This window comes from Ruegeria sp. R8_1, assembly GCF_017743815.1.
Classification (GTDB): domain Bacteria; phylum Pseudomonadota; class Alphaproteobacteria; order Rhodobacterales; family Rhodobacteraceae; genus Ruegeria; species Ruegeria lacuscaerulensis_A.
Genome location: NZ_JAGHRL010000001.1, coordinates 536,291 through 552,486 on the forward strand (window position 1 = coordinate 536,291; position 16,196 = coordinate 552,486).

General features: G+C 57.7%; 13 protein-coding genes. 10 read left to right on the top strand and 3 right to left on the bottom strand.

Features of this window, described 5'->3' with window-relative positions; genetic code table 11:
* Window positions 1-204 precede the first annotated feature (204 nt).
* The 4 genes from hemA to J7380_RS02725 all read left to right on the top strand — a co-directional run bounded on the left by hemA (window position 205) and on the right by J7380_RS02725 (window position 4,621).
* Entirely contained in the window at window positions 205-1,428 is a 1,224-nt protein-coding gene (gene hemA / locus J7380_RS02710) for a 5-aminolevulinate synthase (protein ID WP_209194367.1), read from the top strand.
* Window positions 1,429-1,555: 127 nt separating this feature from the next.
* Window positions 1,556-2,770, top strand: coding sequence for a helix-turn-helix domain-containing protein (locus J7380_RS02715; RefSeq protein WP_209194368.1), 1,215 nt, complete (start codon window positions 1,556-1,558; stop codon window positions 2,768-2,770).
* A gap of 71 nt (window positions 2,771-2,841) precedes the next feature.
* Window positions 2,842-3,963: a flavodoxin-dependent (E)-4-hydroxy-3-methylbut-2-enyl-diphosphate synthase gene (ispG, locus tag J7380_RS02720; RefSeq protein ID WP_170782593.1), complete on the top strand. Its 1,122-nt coding sequence runs from the start codon at window positions 2,842-2,844 to the stop codon at window positions 3,961-3,963.
* An 88-nt stretch (window positions 3,964-4,051) separates the two neighbouring features.
* On the top strand, window positions 4,052-4,621 hold the full coding sequence (locus J7380_RS02725; RefSeq protein WP_209194369.1) for a hypothetical protein: 570 nt from the start codon (window positions 4,052-4,054) through the stop codon (window positions 4,619-4,621).
* Between the two features lie 34 nt (window positions 4,622-4,655).
* On the opposite strand, the gene J7380_RS02730 is transcribed toward J7380_RS02725, so the two are convergent.
* Together J7380_RS02730 and J7380_RS02735 are read right to left on the bottom strand one after the other, a co-directional pair.
* Window positions 4,656-5,414, bottom strand: coding sequence for a DsbA family protein (locus tag J7380_RS02730; RefSeq protein WP_209194370.1), 759 nt, complete (start codon window positions 5,412-5,414; stop codon window positions 4,656-4,658).
* Window positions 5,411-6,793, bottom strand: coding sequence for a M48 family metalloprotease (locus J7380_RS02735; protein ID WP_209194371.1), 1,383 nt, complete (start codon window positions 6,791-6,793; stop codon window positions 5,411-5,413). Before J7380_RS02735 ends, J7380_RS02730 begins: the two co-directional genes overlap by 4 nt.
* Between J7380_RS02735 and J7380_RS02740 the strand changes: the two genes are divergently transcribed.
* The 6 genes from J7380_RS02740 (at window position 6,792) to J7380_RS02765 (ending at window position 15,431) form a co-directional block, all read left to right on the top strand.
* Entirely contained in the window at window positions 6,792-7,955 is a 1,164-nt protein-coding gene (locus J7380_RS02740) for an aminotransferase class I/II-fold pyridoxal phosphate-dependent enzyme (protein ID WP_209194372.1), read from the top strand. The two genes, J7380_RS02735 and J7380_RS02740, sit on opposite strands and share 2 nt — an antisense overlap.
* 66 nt (window positions 7,956-8,021) lie before the next feature.
* Window positions 8,022-9,242: an N-acetylmuramoyl-L-alanine amidase gene (locus tag J7380_RS02745; protein ID WP_209194373.1), complete on the top strand. Its 1,221-nt coding sequence runs from the start codon at window positions 8,022-8,024 to the stop codon at window positions 9,240-9,242.
* Window positions 9,243-9,337: 95 nt separating this feature from the next.
* Window positions 9,338-11,824, top strand: a complete 2,487-nt coding sequence (locus J7380_RS02750) for a PBP1A family penicillin-binding protein (RefSeq protein WP_209194374.1) — start codon at window positions 9,338-9,340, stop codon at window positions 11,822-11,824.
* Window positions 11,825-11,907: 83 nt separating this feature from the next.
* On the top strand, window positions 11,908-13,032 hold the full coding sequence (gene prfB, locus J7380_RS02755) for a peptide chain release factor 2 (protein WP_170752641.1): 1,125 nt from the start codon (window positions 11,908-11,910) through the stop codon (window positions 13,030-13,032).
* A 184-nt stretch (window positions 13,033-13,216) separates the two neighbouring features.
* The gene (locus J7380_RS02760; RefSeq protein ID WP_209194375.1) at window positions 13,217-14,614 is read left to right on the top strand and encodes an amidase; all 1,398 of its coding nucleotides are present in this window, start codon (window positions 13,217-13,219) and stop codon (window positions 14,612-14,614) included.
* 28 nt (window positions 14,615-14,642) lie between these two features.
* Window positions 14,643-15,431, top strand: a complete 789-nt coding sequence (locus J7380_RS02765) for a DUF2189 domain-containing protein (RefSeq protein WP_209194376.1) — start codon at window positions 14,643-14,645, stop codon at window positions 15,429-15,431.
* 12 nt (window positions 15,432-15,443) lie between these two features.
* On the opposite strand, the gene J7380_RS02770 is transcribed toward J7380_RS02765, so the two are convergent.
* The gene (locus J7380_RS02770; RefSeq protein ID WP_209194377.1) at window positions 15,444-16,190 is read right to left on the bottom strand and encodes a helix-turn-helix transcriptional regulator; all 747 of its coding nucleotides are present in this window, start codon (window positions 16,188-16,190) and stop codon (window positions 15,444-15,446) included.
* Between the last annotated feature and the right edge of the window lie 6 nt (window positions 16,191-16,196).

Sequence of the window (16,196 nt, forward strand, 5' to 3'; positions counted from 1 at the left end):
GCCCTGCGTCGTTTCCCCACGTCCGATAGCCGTAACTTTACTTGTCGCGTCACAAGTGAAGCGATATTTGATGCAAATCAAATAAGCATTCCCGGACTCGGTTATATGGTCCGAGCACTTGGGAACACATCGGCGTCGTTCGAAAACGGGGTCGTGGAATATGTCCGGTCAATGTGGATTGGCTGGGCTGTTAAGGAGAAACCGGTGGACTATACTGCTCAGCTCGATACTGCGATTGCCAGGCTTCACGACGAAGGACGCTACCGGACCTTCATCGACATCGAACGTCGCAATGGTCATTTCCCGCATGCGGTTCATACCCGCCCAGACGGGTCCCAGCAAAACATCACGGTATGGTGCGGCAACGACTATCTTGGCATGGGGCAAAACCCTGTTGTCCTGAACGCCATGCACGAGGCTGTGGAGTCCGCCGGTGCCGGCTCAGGCGGTACACGCAATATTTCGGGTACGACGGTTTACCATAAACAGCTTGAGGCCGAGCTGGCCGATTTGCACGGCAAGGAAGCCGCGCTGCTGTTCACGTCTGCTTATATCGCCAACGACGCGACGCTGAGCACTTTGCCCAAACTGTTCCCCGGGTTGATTATCTATTCGGATGCTTTGAACCACGCCTCGATGATCGAAGGTGTACGCCGTAATGGTGGGGCGAAACGTATTTTCCGTCACAACGACGTGGCCCATCTGCGCGAACTGCTTGAAGCCGACGATCCTGCCGCGCCCAAGCTGATCGCGTTCGAATCCGTCTATTCGATGGATGGTGACTTTGGTCCTATCGAAGAGATCTGTGATCTCGCCGATGAGTTTGGCGCTCTGACATATATCGATGAGGTCCACGCGGTAGGCATGTATGGCCCGCGGGGCGGTGGCGTGACCGAGCGGGATCGTCTGGCCCACCGGATCGACATCATCAATGGCACGCTGGCAAAAGCCTTTGGCGTCATGGGTGGCTATATCGCTGCAAGCGCGAAAATGTGTGACGCTGTGCGCTCTTACGCGCCGGGTTTCATCTTTACCACGTCTCTGCCGCCAGCCGTCGCAGCGGGTGCCGCGGCGTCGGTCGCTTATCTGAAGAATGCTCCTGAACTGCGCGAGCAGCACCAAACGCAGGCCAAAATTCTCAAGCTGCGGCTGAAGGGGTTGGGCCTGCCATTGATCGACCACGGCAGTCACATTGTCCCGGTGATTGTGGGCAACCCGGTTCACACCAAGAAGCTGAGCGATATGTTGCTGGATGACTATGGCATCTATGTCCAGCCGATCAATTTCCCGACCGTTCCACGCGGGACGGAACGCCTGCGGTTTACGCCGTCACCTGTTCACGGACCCAATGAGATGAACAGTCTGGTTCAGGCGATGGACGAACTTTGGTCACATTGTGCGCTAAATCGCGCCGAACTAGCAGGTTAACCTCACGCCAAAGTGTGCAACGTGTTTTTCACGTGTTAGGCTTAAGCTAACAAAAGAAGCGACCGAATCGTGTAGGATTGATTCGGTTCTTGCGTGAAACACGCGTAGGCAGAATGGGGCAGCAGGGATGATTGGGCGCAGATCTCAGCGCGAATCCGAAGATGAAACCGACGTCCGGCCAAAGGGCTTTGACGATTACGAGGTGAGTCTGGGTGATCGGATGCGTGGGGAACGCGCAACGATGGGCAAATCCCTTTTGGATGTCCAACGCGAGCTGCGGATCAAGGCCAACTACATTGCAGCCATAGAAGACGCTGACCCTGACGCGTTTGATACACCGGGTTTTATCGCAGGGTACGTCAGGTCTTACGCGCGTTACCTGGGTATGAACCCGGATGAAACCTTCGCCACCTTTTGTGCCGAAAGCGGGTTTGAAGTTGCCCATGGCATGTCGGCCGAAGCATCGGTTGTACGTAAACCAAATGGAGGGCTGCCCGCGCGCGGTCCGATGGGGCGCGATCCTTTTACCTCTCCTAACACGCCGTTTGTTCCGGGACGTGAGTCGTTTGTCAGCCAGATCGAACCGCGTGCAATCGGGTCGTCGCTGGTTTTGCTGGCTGTAATATGTGGCATCGGATACGGCGGATGGGCGGTGCTGAACCGCATTCAGCAGGTTCAAGTCAGCCCGGTTGAGCAAGCACCCGTTGTTCTGTCCGACCTCGATCCGTTGGACGTTGCGCGCAGTGCGACACCAGACGAACAAGTGGCGGCGACCGATTTGCCAAGTGCTGAAGCTCTGGACCGTCTGTATCGTCCTCAGGCGTTGGACCTGCCGGTATTAGTGGCCCGAGACGCGCCGATTTCTACCCTGGACCCTCGCACAGTTGGAACATTCCAACCGCCCGAGCCGCCTCAGATTGAAGTGGCCGAGGTGCACACGGTCGAACGTCCCGCCTTGCCGCAGGTTGTTGAAAAGCTGGATACGACGCTGAAGATTGTGGCCGTGAATCCTTCGTGGATGCGCGTAACGGCTGCGGATGGCAGCATCATCTTCGAAGGCACGTTAGGAACGGTAGAGCAGGGCAACACGTTTGAGGTGCCCCTGACGGAAGAACCTCCGCAACTTCGGGCCGGCGCGTCGGGTTCTGTTTACTTCTCAATGAACGGTGAACATTTCGGCCCGGTCGGCGCGCCGGGAACAGTTGCTAAAGGCGTGATTCTATCCAAGGACGCTGTGGCCGAAACCTACAGTGTTGCGGATCTGGAAGCCGAACAGAACAGCGCCCTCAAGCGCCTTGTGGCCGAGCTTCAGGCGCAGGAACCTGTTGCCACATCTGAGTGATCTAGCCATTGCGATAGTGGGTTAAGCGAACTATCTAAAGACGCAACCTAGTCTGTCTTGGACCTGTTCCCATGTCGCTCAATCACGTTCGTCCGTGGCGCAATATCTATCGCCGCAAATCCCGTCAGATCATGGTTGGCGATGTTGCCATCGGCGGCGATGCTCCGATTGCCGTGCAGACCATGACCAACACTCTGACAACCGACGTTGCAGCAACGGTGGCGCAAGTGCAGGCCGCAGCCGAAGCAGGGGCGGATATCGTGCGGGTTTCGGTCCCGGATGAGGCGTCTTCGAAAGCGTTGAAAGAGATCGTGCGCGAAAGCCCTGTACCGATCGTGGCCGACATCCATTTCCACTATAAACGCGGGATCGAGGCGGCTGAGGCGGGCGCCGCTTGCCTGCGGATCAATCCGGGCAATATCGGCGACGAAAAGCGCGTGCAGGAGGTGATCAAGGCCGCCCGCGACCACAATTGCTCGATCCGGATCGGGGTCAATGCGGGGTCGCTGGAAAAGCACCTGCTTGAGAAATACGGCGAGCCATGCCCCGAGGCGATGGTCGAAAGCGGGCTGGAACATATCCGCATTCTGGAAGACAACGACTTTCACAACTTCAAGATTAGCGTGAAGGCCAGCGACGTGTTCCTGTCGGCGGCGGCCTATCAGGGCATTGCCGAGGCCACGGATGCCCCCATCCATCTGGGCATCACCGAGGCCGGAGGACTGGTCAGCGGTACTATCAAATCCGCCATTGGGCTGGGCAATCTGCTGTGGATGGGGATCGGCGACACGATACGCGTCAGCCTGTCCGCGGACCCGGTGGAAGAGGTCAAGGTGGGCTATGAGATCCTGAAATCTCTGGGCCTTCGCCATCGCGGTGTGAACATCATCTCATGCCCGTCTTGTGCGCGGCAGGGGTTTGACGTGATCAAAACGGTCGAAGCGCTGGAACAGCGGCTGGAACACATCAAGACACCCATGAGCCTGTCGATCATCGGCTGCGTCGTGAACGGCCCCGGTGAGGCGCTGATGACCGACGTTGGCTTTACCGGCGGCGGTGCGGGGTCTGGCATGGTCTATCTGGCGGGTAAAGCCAGCCACAAGATGTCGAACGATCAGATGATCGACCACATCGTCGAGCAGGTCGAAAAGAAAGCGGCCGAACTGGACGCGGCAGCTGAGGCTGCGGAATAAAATCCAATTTCTAGTCTAGCTGTCACGTTATGGCCTGAATCTGCAGTTTTTGTGTCGGTATAGATTTCGCAAGCCGGAGCAGTGAACATTGAAAGTTAAAACCATTTGCGCGGGGCTTATGATCACTGCTGTCGCTGCTTGTAGCACCTCTTCCAACATCTACGACGACCGGCCAAGTTTTATCCATGTGCCGGTTCCACCGACCCAAGGAACCCAGCTTGGGTATTTGTCGGTGAATGTTGCGGGCTTTAACGAAAACGGTGTCACTAAACGAACCGATGTTCGTATAAGCCCAGGCGGGCAGGGAAAACCACGCGGAAAACTGACGCCCGTGATGCAGGTTGATCCGCAACTCACCTCGCGGGTGGCGCTGTCCTTGCGGGATGGGCAGGATTCTCAGGCAGCGTTTGCGTTTGCGCAGCAAATCGCGCGTGCCACTTATTGTCCTTCAGGACCAATCGCCAAGAATACGGGAATACGCAAATACTCAAATCCAAAAGATCTGCAGGCGATTCTGTCAGAAAGCCAACGTCAGGGGCGCGATGTTATTCCGGCTGGTATCAAGGGTGAGGCTGTCTCGGCAACAGATTTTCGGACCAATGACTCGCCAACATGGGTCGTGTCGATGACGTGTAACGCGCCTTTCCCCTACGACTAACGGGTAAAGGGGCGGTCTTACCGCCCCCATGCTTTTAACCCTGTTCGGCCCGCACGGCGTCTGCGATCTGCAGCATCTGATCGGCAGTCAGGTAGCCGCGCAGCATTTCTGAGCCCAAAACGAAAGAGGGCGTACCCGAAATCTGCATCCGACGCGCCAATTCGCGGGTCTGGTTGATCTCGTCGGTCACACGATCGCTGTCCATCGCTTCCATGATTGCATCGCTGTCCAGCCCAAGGCCATCTGACAGGCGGCGCAGGGTGACTTCGTTGGGCTCTCCGCCAAATTCCAGCAATGCATCGTGGACTTGTTTATAGGCGTCGTCGCCAGCTACGTGTTTTGTCGCAACGGCAAAGCGAGACGAGACGACGGACGCGTCGCCGAGGATCGGAAACTCTTTGATGACCAAGCGGATGTTGCCATCCTCGGCCAGCAATTCGGCCACTTCAGGCACGGCTCGACGGCAATAACCGCACCGATAGTCCATGAACTCGACAAGGGTGATATCGCCGTCCGGGTTTCCGCCAACCCAGCTATAGCCGTCGTTGAACAACTCATCTGCATTGACGGCCACCAGTTCCTTGTCGGCAGCGGCCTCGGCAACGGCGTTGCGTTGTTCAAGCACGTTTATGGCTTCGATGATCACTTCGGGGTTTTCCAGAAGATATTCCCGAATCTGAGCGCCGAACTGCTCTTTTTCGGCATCGCTCATGGCGTTCAGGTCCAGCGCGTGTGCGGGACCGGTGATCAGGGAAAGACCCAGAAGGGCCGGTGCAGCATGTCTGAGGATCATTTCCGTTTCCTTTTCTTTTTCTCTGCTTGTTCCGAGGCAATCAGCACATCCTGTGCCCGTTGCCAACCAGGGGACCCCTCGGGCAGTTGCCCGACGGCGCGTCTTGCGTGAATACCTGCATCTGCCAGCTGGCCTTGCAAGGCAAATCGTTCGGCGGTGACTGCAGATGCCATGCCGTTATTGCCGGTTTGTGAATAAGCAACGCCCAGATCGCGTAGAAGGCGTGCGTTCCTGAAATCCCTTGCCCGCGCTTTTTCAAGAACTTGCAGGGCGTTCTTCGTTTCACCATGCGCCAAAAGGGCGCGACCGTATCCTGCCAGAATTAAAGGATCATTGGGCGTCATCTTGACCGCGTGGCGGTATGCCGCGACAGCTGCCTCCACTTGCCGATTTTCAAGCAGGATCTGCCCTTTCAATTCGTAGTAAAACGGATCGTCAGGACGGATAGCCAGTGCTGCGTTTATTGCAGCACGCGCGTTATTCAGGTCCCGGTTCTGGTGATAGGCGGCGGCCTCGCGCATCAGGCGAATGTCCTGAGCGGTTTCCTCTTTGGCGCGGCGCATTGTCCAGCTTGGAGATCTGAGAAAGGCGGACAGTTTGCCTTTAACGCGGGCAAACCAATAATTGGCGTTCTGATCTGGAAGTGCACTATCCCCGAACGCGTCCAAAAAGGTTTGGGCGGCCCGCAAGCGTTCGCGGCTTGTGGGATGCGAACGCATATAAGGGTCCTGGTTGATCTCGCTCAGCAACTCCTGCCCTGCGAATTTCTGGTGTAGGGCAACCATACCGCTGGGTGAAATCCCTGCCCATCTGAGGTAGCTGGCGGCGCTTTGGTCGGCCGAGGATTCTTCGGCCCGCGTGTGCCCCAGAAAGCTGCGCAAGGCTGAACCTGATGTGCCCGCGGCGATACCGGCCGCAGCCTCGCCGCCGCCTGCAGCTGCGACAACCAGTGCAAGGGCTGTTCCCAATTGCGAATTGCGTTGTGCGGCCTTTAGGTTTTCGACACGGCGCGCCAGATGGCCATTGGCAATATGCGCGGCTTCGTGGGCGATCACGGCCTGCAGCATCTCGGGGGACTCGACGTTCAGGATCAGGCCGTAGTTCAGATAGATGGCATTGTAATCAATGACAAACGCATTGAACGTACTGTCGTTGACCACAAAAATCTGAACTCTGTTGGTGTTCAAGCCGGCAGCACGCAGCACGGGAAAGGCCAGCTCTCGAAGGCCGTATTCGATGTCCGGGTCGCGGATCAGGCTTTGCGCGGCGGATTGAACAACTGTCGCGGCCCATGTCGCTACAAGCAGCAACAGGGCCGGGATTGACGCCAGCCTGGATACACGTTCAAAAGCCATGTCAGCAACATGGGAGATGGGCATGCGAAACTCAACCCGGTCCGGGGTCGATCCGTTTATTGTGATGGACGTGATGGAGGCCGCGCGCAAAGCGGAAGAAGCCGGGCGCACCATCATCCACATGGAGGTCGGCCAGCCTGGCACCGGCGCCCCCACGGGGGCGACAGCCGCGTTGACCCAAGCGATGCAGCATGAGCCGCTGGGCTACACTGTCGCGCTGGGTATGCCTGCGCTGCGTCAACGCATCGCTCGGATGTATGGTGAATGGTATGACGTCGATCTAAACCCTGATCGGGTGGTGGTCACGCCCGGATCGTCTGGGGGTTTTTTGCTAGCGTTCACGGCGCTTTTCGACAGCGGAGACCGGGTTGGAATCGGCGCACCTGGCTATCCGTCTTACAGGCAGATTTTGAAGGCTTTGGGGCTGGTGCCGGTCGACCTGCCCACTGCACCGGAAAATCGTTTGCAGCCCGTACCGGCGGATTTTGCCGGGCTGGACCTGCAAGGGTTGATGGTGGCCTCTCCGGCAAATCCCACCGGGACAATGCTGGATCGCACGGCAATGGGCGCGCTCATCGAGGCGGCGCAGGGGCAGGGGGCCTCGTTCATCAGTGACGAAATTTACCACGGGCTGGAATATGAGGCCAAGGCTGTCACTGCGCTGGAGCTGACGGATGAGTGCTATGTGATCAATTCCTTTTCAAAATATTTCTCGATGACAGGTTGGCGCGTCGGTTGGATGGTAGTGCCCGAAGATCAGGTGCGAGTGGTCGAACGGATTGCCCAGAACATGTTTATCTGTGCTCCGCATGCCAGTCAGGTGGCGGCGCTGGCCGCGATGGATTGCGACGAGGAATTGCAAGCCAATCTGGATGTATACCGCAGAAATCGCGCATTGATGCTGGAAGGGTTGCCCAAAGCAGGGTTCACGAATATCGCGCCTCCTGACGGGGCATTTTATGTTTATGCGGATGTCTCTGAGCTGACCAATGACAGCCAAGCCTTCGCCGCCGAGATTCTGGACAAGGCAGGTGTCGCCGTGACCCCGGGCTTGGATTTTGACCCTCAGCGGGGCCACACGACTTTGCGGTTCTCGTATGCGCGGTCAACCGATGATATCGCCGAAGGCCTGAGCCGACTTGCGCGCTTCATGACCGAGCGGGGATTGTCCAAGGCCAAAGCCTAAGGCGTTCACAAGTGGGCGCAGGTCGGTTAGTCTTGGGCGCAAACGATCTTGGGAAAACTCGAGGCCATGAGCAGGATATTTTTTGCCATAGCGCTCATCTGCGCGCTTGCAGCTTCAGCCTTTGCGCATGATTTCAGCGCATTGGCCCGGATTGAACCTGCAAACAGCCATGTTCAAAATGATGGGCAGGCTGGGGTTCAGGTACAGCTTGGTCTCAGCCAGGGTGTGCCGTATCGGGTGTTCACTCTGGAAAACCCCTATCGCGTCGTTCTTGATTTCAAAGAAGTCGATTGGACCGGGCTTGAGAGCGACAGCTTTCTGCAGGCGGATCGCGTGACGTCTGTGCAATTCGGGGCCTATGTGCCGGGGTGGTCTCGGATGGTGCTGGAGCTTGGCGCGCCAATGGTCGTCGATACGGCGGGCCTGCGGATTGATTCCGCGTCCGGAGCCGCTGAGTTGTCTTTGCGCCTTAAGCGATCGACTGCGGAAACCTTTGCCGCCAGTGCCGGCGCACCGCGACAACCGGGATGGGATCTGCCGGAAGCCGCTGATTTACCCGACGCTCACCCCAGTGACGGTCCGCGTCCGCTGCGCGTCATGTTAGATCCCGGACATGGCGGTATTGATCCGGGGGCCGAGGTTCAGGGCGTGAACGAAAAGTCCCTCATGCTGACTTTTGCCCGCGAACTGCGCGAGCTTTTGCTGCGTCAAGACGGGTATGAGGTGATCCTGACGCGGACAGACGATCATTTCGTGTCGCTCGAGCGGCGCATTGCGCTTGCGCACAGAGCGGGGGCGGATGTGTTCATCTCGCTGCACGCGGATATCCTGTCAGAAGGTCGCGCACATGGGGCAGCTGTTTACACCTTGTCCCAAGACGCCTCGGACGTGGCCAGTCACAAACTGGCCGAACGGCACGATCGTGCCGACCTGATCTCAGGTATTGATCTGAGTGGTGCGGACGATCAGGTGGCGGATGTTTTGCTGGATTTAGCGCGTCAGGAAACCCGCCCACGGACAGATGCGTTGGCGGGGGCTTTGGCCAACGGAATGGCTCAGCAAGGCGGACCGATGAACAGCCATCCAATCAGAACAGCGTCCTTTTCGGTGCTTAAGGCGGCCGATATCCCTTCGGTTCTGATCGAACTGGGCTTTCTGTCCAGTCCCAGAGACCTGAAAAACATAGTAGATCCCGAATGGCGCATGGGCATGGCGCGGGGGATACGTGACGGGCTGGAGGATTGGCGTCAGCAGGATGTGATCCGGCGGTCCCTGATTGGTCAGTGACCCTGCGGCGTAATCCGGCTAATATGGGTCATCGTGTTTTGACCCAGAGCAGGCGCGCCCTTATATAGACCGCACCGCGAGCAAAAGGCAGTGACGTGATCCGTTTCATATTTTCAATCTTCGGGGCGATCTTCAGCCTCGTGACCCTTGGTGTTTTCATGGCCGCGCTGGTGATTGGCGCGATCTTCTGGATGTATGGGCGCGACCTGCCCAGCCATGAATCGCTGGCGCAGTACAAACCGCCCACGATCAGTCGGATCTATTCGGGCGAAGGCCAGTTGATCGACGAATTCGCGCAAGAACGCCGTCTGTTCACGCCGTCCGAGGAAATTCCCGATCTGGTGAAACAGGCCTTTATCTCGGCCGAGGATAAAAACTTCTACACGCACCAAGGCTATGACCCGCGCGGGATCATCGCAGCTGGCGTTGAGGCGGTGAAATCCAAGGGTGAAAACGTGCGTGGTGCGTCGACCATCACCCAACAGGTGATGAAGAACTTCCTGCTGTCCGGCGACCGTCGCGCCGAGCGCAAGATCAAGGAGATTATCCTCGCCACCCGGCTTGAGGATACGTTGGACAAGGAACAGATTCTCGAACTCTACATGAACGAGATTTTTCTGGGCCAGAACTCGTATGGTGTGACGGCGGCTGCCCAGACCTATTTCAACAAGACGCTGCAGGAACTGGCCCCGCATGAGGCGGCGACCTTGGCGGCGATGCCCAAGGCACCTTCGGACTACCACCCGGTGCGCGAGAAAGAGCGCCTGCTGGCGCGCCGCAACTATGTGCTGCGCGAGATGAATCAGAACGGGTACCTCGACTTGGCCACCTATGAGGCCGAGGTGGCGCAACCGCTGCGTTCGGTCCAAAACGGCGATTTCGAAAGCTTCCGGACCGCATTGCCGCCGCGTGACTATTTCACCGACGAAATCCGCCGCCAATTGAGCGAGGATTTCGGTGAGGGTGAGTTCTTCACCGGCGGCTTCACCGTCCGCGCCTCGGTGGATGAGGAAATGCAGGTCGAGGCCGCCAAGGCCCTGCGCACGGCGTTGCAGAAATACGACCGCTCGCGCGGGAAATGGCGCGGCACGGGGGAGGTGATTGCCGAAGACAAGCTGGCGGATGAAGCGCAATGGCGCGAAGCATTGGCAATTACGGAAATCCCCCGCGACGTGGAACTGCCGACTCAATGGTATCCGGCCGTCGTGCTGAACGTCGCCGATCAGTCCCTGACAGTGGGTATCGAGGACGGTCCTGCAAACGGTACCATCCCTCGTTCGGACATCCAGTGGATGCAGGGTAATTTCTTTGACAATTTCAAGCGCGGCGACGTCATTCTGGTGATGGCCGGGGACGAGGGCCAATGGTCCGCCCGTCAGATCCCTGAAGTGCAGGGTGGCTTTGTCGCGATGGATGTGAATTCGGGCCGAGTTCTGGCCATGCAGGGCGGATTCTCGTATCAGGATTCGGTGTTCAACCGCGCCACACAGGCGCAGCGCCAGCCGGGATCGAGCTTCAAACCCTTCGTCTACGCCGCCGCGCTGGACAGTGGCTACAGCCCTGCCACTATCGTTGTGGATGCCCCGATCGAGGTGAACACACCTCAAGGTCTGTGGCGGCCCAAGAATTCGTCGAACAAATTCTATGGGCCTACCCCTTTGCGTACAGGGATTGAACAGTCGCGGAACCTGATGACCATCCGTTTGGCGCAAGAAGTCACGATGCCCGTGGTTGCGGGCTATGCCGAACGGTTTGGAGTTTATGACCGGATGGGCGCATTCCTTGCGAACTCGCTGGGGTCAGAGGAGACGACGCTTTACAAAATGGTCGCCGCCTACGCGATGTTTGCAAATGGTGGCGAGCGGGTCGAGCCCACTCTGGTCGATCGCATTCAGGATCGGTTCGGCAAGACGATCTATCGCCATGATGATCGTCAGTGTCTGGATTGCAACTCGGCATGGTTGGAACCTGACGAGTCACCCACCATCGAGACCGACCGCTGGCAGGTGATGGACGCCATCACCGCGTATCAGCTGACGTCGATGATGAAAGGTGTTGTGGATCGTGGGACTGCATCTGCTCATGTAAACCTGCCGGTGCCAACGGCTGGCAAAACCGGTACGACCAACGAATCCAAGGATGCATGGTTTATCGGTTTCACCTCGAACATCGTGGCTGGGTGCTACATTGGGTATGACCGCCCGCGTCCGATGGGTAGAGGTGCCTATGGGGGGACAATGTGCGGCCCGGTGTTCCAGAGTTTCATGGAACACGCCACCGAGAAGTATGGCGGCGGTCCGTTCGAAGTGCCCGAGGGTGGCCATTTCATCAAAATCGACCGCTTCAGCGGCGCGCGTCTGCCTGCGGACGCGACCGGTGATTATGTCGTCGCCGAGTATTTCCGCGATGGTGTGGATGGCTTTATCGACCGGGTTTACGATGGTGGGTTTGCGATGGGCTCGGACCTGCCTTTGTTTGAAGAAGCCAGCTCGGGCCGACAGGTGACGACATCGACCGGTGATACGATCACTGTTGGCCCCAACGCCAGCCAGGGTGATCTGCAGGGCGGCGGGCTTTACTGAAATCTTTAAGGACCGCTCTGACTTGTAGCGGTCCCATGCTCTTGCTATCACGCAGCACTGATCAAGCAAGTTGGGACGTAACCATGCGCGCCGAAACCCAGAATATTGTGGCGGAAATCGAAAAGTCGCTGGAGCTGCTGGCGCAGCGTATGGACTATGAAACCGCACCTCATCGTCTTGAGGAATTCAACGCGCGGGTTGAAGACCCCAACCTGTGGGACAATCCCGAGAACGCACAAAAGCTGATGCGCGAGCGGCAGATGCTGGTCGATGCCATCGAAACCTATGAAACCATCAAGACCGATCTCAGCGACAATATTGAGCTGATCGAGTTGGGCGAAATGGAAGAGGATGACGAGGTCGTCGCCGACGCCGAGGGGGCGATCAAGGCGCTTGGCGAAAAAGCCGCCAAGAAAGAGCTTGAGGCCCTTCTGGACGGCGAAGCCGACAGCAATGACACGTTCCTCGAAATCAACTCGGGCGCGGGGGGGACGGAAAGCTGCGACTGGGCCTCGATGCTGGCGCGGATGTATGTCCGCTGGGCCGAGAAAAAAGGCTATACGGTTGAGCTGCAATCCGAGACCGCGGGCGAAGAGGCGGGGATCAAGTCGGCGGCCTACAAGATTTCTGGCCATAACGCTTATGGCTGGTTGAAGTCGGAAAGCGGTGTGCACCGTTTGGTGCGGATTTCGCCGTATGACTCAGCGGCCAAGCGGCATACATCGTTCAGTTCGGTCTGGGTCTATCCCGTGGTTGATGACAATATCGAGATTGAGGTGAATCCGGCGGATATTCGGATTGATACCTATCGGTCGTCCGGTGCGGGTGGTCAGCACGTGAACACCACGGATTCGGCGGTGCGGATCACGCATATTCCTACCGGTATCGTTGTGACCAGTTCCGAAAAGTCGCAGCACCAGAACCGCGATATCGCCATGAAAGCGCTGAAGTCGCGCCTGTATCAGCAAGAGCTGGACCGCCGGAACGCCGATATCAACGCCGCCCATGAAGCCAAAGGCGATGCGGGCTGGGGTAACCAGATCCGGTCTTACGTGCTGCAGCCTTACCAGATGGTAAAGGACCTGCGGACCAACCATGAGACGTCGGACACAAAGGGTGTGTTGGATGGCGATCTGGATGGGTTCATGGCGGCAACTTTGGCGCTGGATGTGGCTGGTAAGTCCCGGTCCGAGGCGCAGGGCGACTAAGCCGGGCAGGGGGCTCTGCCCCCGCCGCGCGATGCGCGACTCCCCCGAGATATTTTTGGCCAGATGAAGTCGACCCCCGTGTGGTTGCTGCTGGAAAAGATACATCTAAACAGTGGGTTTAAATGGGGATAAGCCCCGGATAGGCTGATCGAGTCAGTGTGACCTGTCAGCCGAAGAGATCCGAATGAACCTAAGCCAGATTACCGCAACCGCGTTGGTGACCGAATTGTCCGAAGGGCGGGTCTCTGCGTCTGAAGTGATGCGGGCCACGTTGGACCGCATAGCAGCGGTGAATGGCGATTTAAACGCCATAGTTGGATTGCGGGACGAGGGCGATCTGATGGCAGAGGCGGCTGAGCTCGACAAAGGGGCGAATAGGGGTCCTCTGCATGGGGTGCCGATCGCGGTCAAAGACTTGGTCAATGTGGCCGGGGTTGTGTCGACCCAAGGGTCGCCGTTGTTTCGCGATCATATCCCTCAGAAGGATGACATGATCGCTGCCCGGATGCGGGCGGCCGGAGCGATTTTGATCGGAAAGACCAACACGCCCGAATTCGGATTGGGGTCACACACGTTCAACCCGGTTTATGGCGCCACGCGAAACCCATATGATTCATCCCGAACTTGCGGTGGATCTTCTGGTGGCGCGGCGGTTGCTTTGGCGTCTGGTATGGTGACGCTGGCGGATGGCTCGGACATGATGGGTAGTTTGCGAAACCCCGCCGCGTGGAACAATGTCTACGGGTTTAGACCAAGCTGGGGTAGGGTTCCGTCCGAACCGGTCGGAGACGCGTTTCTGCATCAGCTTTCGACCCTCGGTCCGATGGCGCGTTGCCCTGAAGATTTGGGTCTGCTTTTGGATGTCATATCCGAGCGTGACACGCGTCAGCCCTACAGTGTGAAACCTGAGCCCGTTGGGCCGGTTCAAGCGCGCGACCTGACAGGGGTTCGTATCGGTTGGCTTGGCGATTGGGGCGGAGCCTATCCGTTCGAAGACGGGATAACGGATCTGTGTCGGGAAGCCGTGTCCGTTCTTGCTGGGTTGGGGGCACAGGTCGATGACGTCGTGCCCGATTTCGAAGCCGAGCGTCTGTGGGAAAGCTGGACGGTGCTTAGATCATGGAGCATCGCCGCCAGCCTTGCCCCTCTGACCGAGCATAGATCAATGTTGAAAGACACGGCGCAATGGGAACTGGATCGGGGGCTTGCCTTGACCGCAATGCAGGTTCACCGCGCCAGTGAGATGCGTTCAGAATGGTTCCGGCACGCTCTTGGAATGTTCAACACCTATGACGCGCTGATCCTGCCATCCGCGCAAGTCTGGCCTTTCGAGATCGAAACGCCGTATCCGACCGAGATCGCTGGCACCAAAATGGATACTTACCACCGTTGGATGGAGGTTGTTCTGCCAGTGAGCCTGATTGGCCTGCCGTGCCTGTCCGTGCCGGCGGGGTTTGGCTCAGAAGGCGTGCCGATGGGGATGCAGGTTTTCGGTCCGCGCGGCACGGACGCAAAGCTTTTGTCAATCGGGGCTGCCTATCATGCGGCGACTGAGTGGCCACAAAAAAGACCCGCCAGCTAATAAGCGACACAGGGAGGAGGGAGACAGAATGGAGAAGCCTTTCGGAGTTCCGAAAATGGGGCCGGTTACGACAGACATGTTGCGTGAAGCCTTGAGCCGGGCTTGGGCGGATTTTCGACGTGCGCCGGTCTATGGCCTTGTGTTCGCAGGTTTCTACGTCCTCGCAGGCTGGGCAATGGCGTGGGTCACGGTACAAACTCAGACCTCGTATTGGCTGGTACTGGCCGCGATCGGTTTCCCGCTATTGGGGCCCTTTGCAGCAGTTGGGCTGTATGAAGTCTCTCACCGGTTGGAGTTGGGGGAACCACTTGATTACGCTTCTATTTTTGGCGTTGTGGCGCAGCAGGGTCGACGTCAGCTGCCCTCAATTTGTGCGATCATCGTGGTCATGTTCCTGTTCTGGTTCTTCCTTGGTCACATGATTTTTGCACTGTTCATGGGACTGTCGACCATGACCAACGTTTCCACCTCTCTTGAGGTTTTTCTGACTGTAAATGGCCTGACGATGCTGGCGGTCGGAACTTTGGTTGGAGCGGTTTTTGCCACTCTTCTTTACATGATCACCGTACTGTCCATCCCAATGTTGCTGGATAGGGAATTGGATTTCGTGACAGCAATGATCGCCAGCTACAGCTATGTCAGCGCGAACTTGACGGTGATGCTGGGTTGGGGCCTATTCGTTGCTCTGCTGACGTTTCTCGCCATGGTCCCATGGTTTCTGGGACTACTGATCATCTTGCCGCTGCTTGGACATGCGAGCTGGCACTTGTATCGGCAGATCACACAAGCCGAATCCGCTGCTGCAGAGCCAGGTTAACCAACGTTTATTCTAAGCGTTCAAGGCCATGGCATGCGCACGTCGGGCGGTGCGGGCCGCGCTTATGGCTGCGGTCGGTTTTGTACCTAGGTATCGCAAATTCAAGCGACGCATTGTTGTCTCGTTGGCTGTGGTTTTGGACAGGCAAATCGCAACACCCCGCCAGGTGTCGGGCTGATCTCCTCCACAGCGCGTCATCAGATAAATCTTGCTGTTTTGCGCCGTACGGTTCGACATCAATATGTAGACTTGGCTTCCTGCGCAGGCCGCGATGCCTTGAACTTCGCGCAATTCAGGCGATGTCGCCTCGCTGGTCGCCGGCGGTTCGTAGCTGCGGATCATGGTGCATTGCGGAAGGCGCCGCGCATGGATCACGCGGTACCGTGTCACCTGCGCCCCGTCCAGAGCGGTTTCCGAGACATAATAAAACCCGGCGGGCAGAAGGTCCTCGGTCAGAGTGCCGGGCCCGGAACCCAGAAATTCTGTCAGAGCAGTTGCAGCAGGATGAGGCGCCGGCAGATCGATTTCGTTAATGGGTCGTAGAAGAATACGTGCGTCCACGTCGAAAAAACTGCAAATACGATTAAGCACGTCGGGCCGGGGAAAGCTCTCTCCGCCAAGGTACCGGTTGAACTGAGTACGGTTGATCCCAAGCTGACGGCACAGTTCAGAAATCGAGGGGTAGTCCGATGCCAGCAGTCGAAGATTATCACCGAACATCTTGCGCAGCTCAGCCGGGCTGCGGGTTTCGTTGGTCATTTCTGT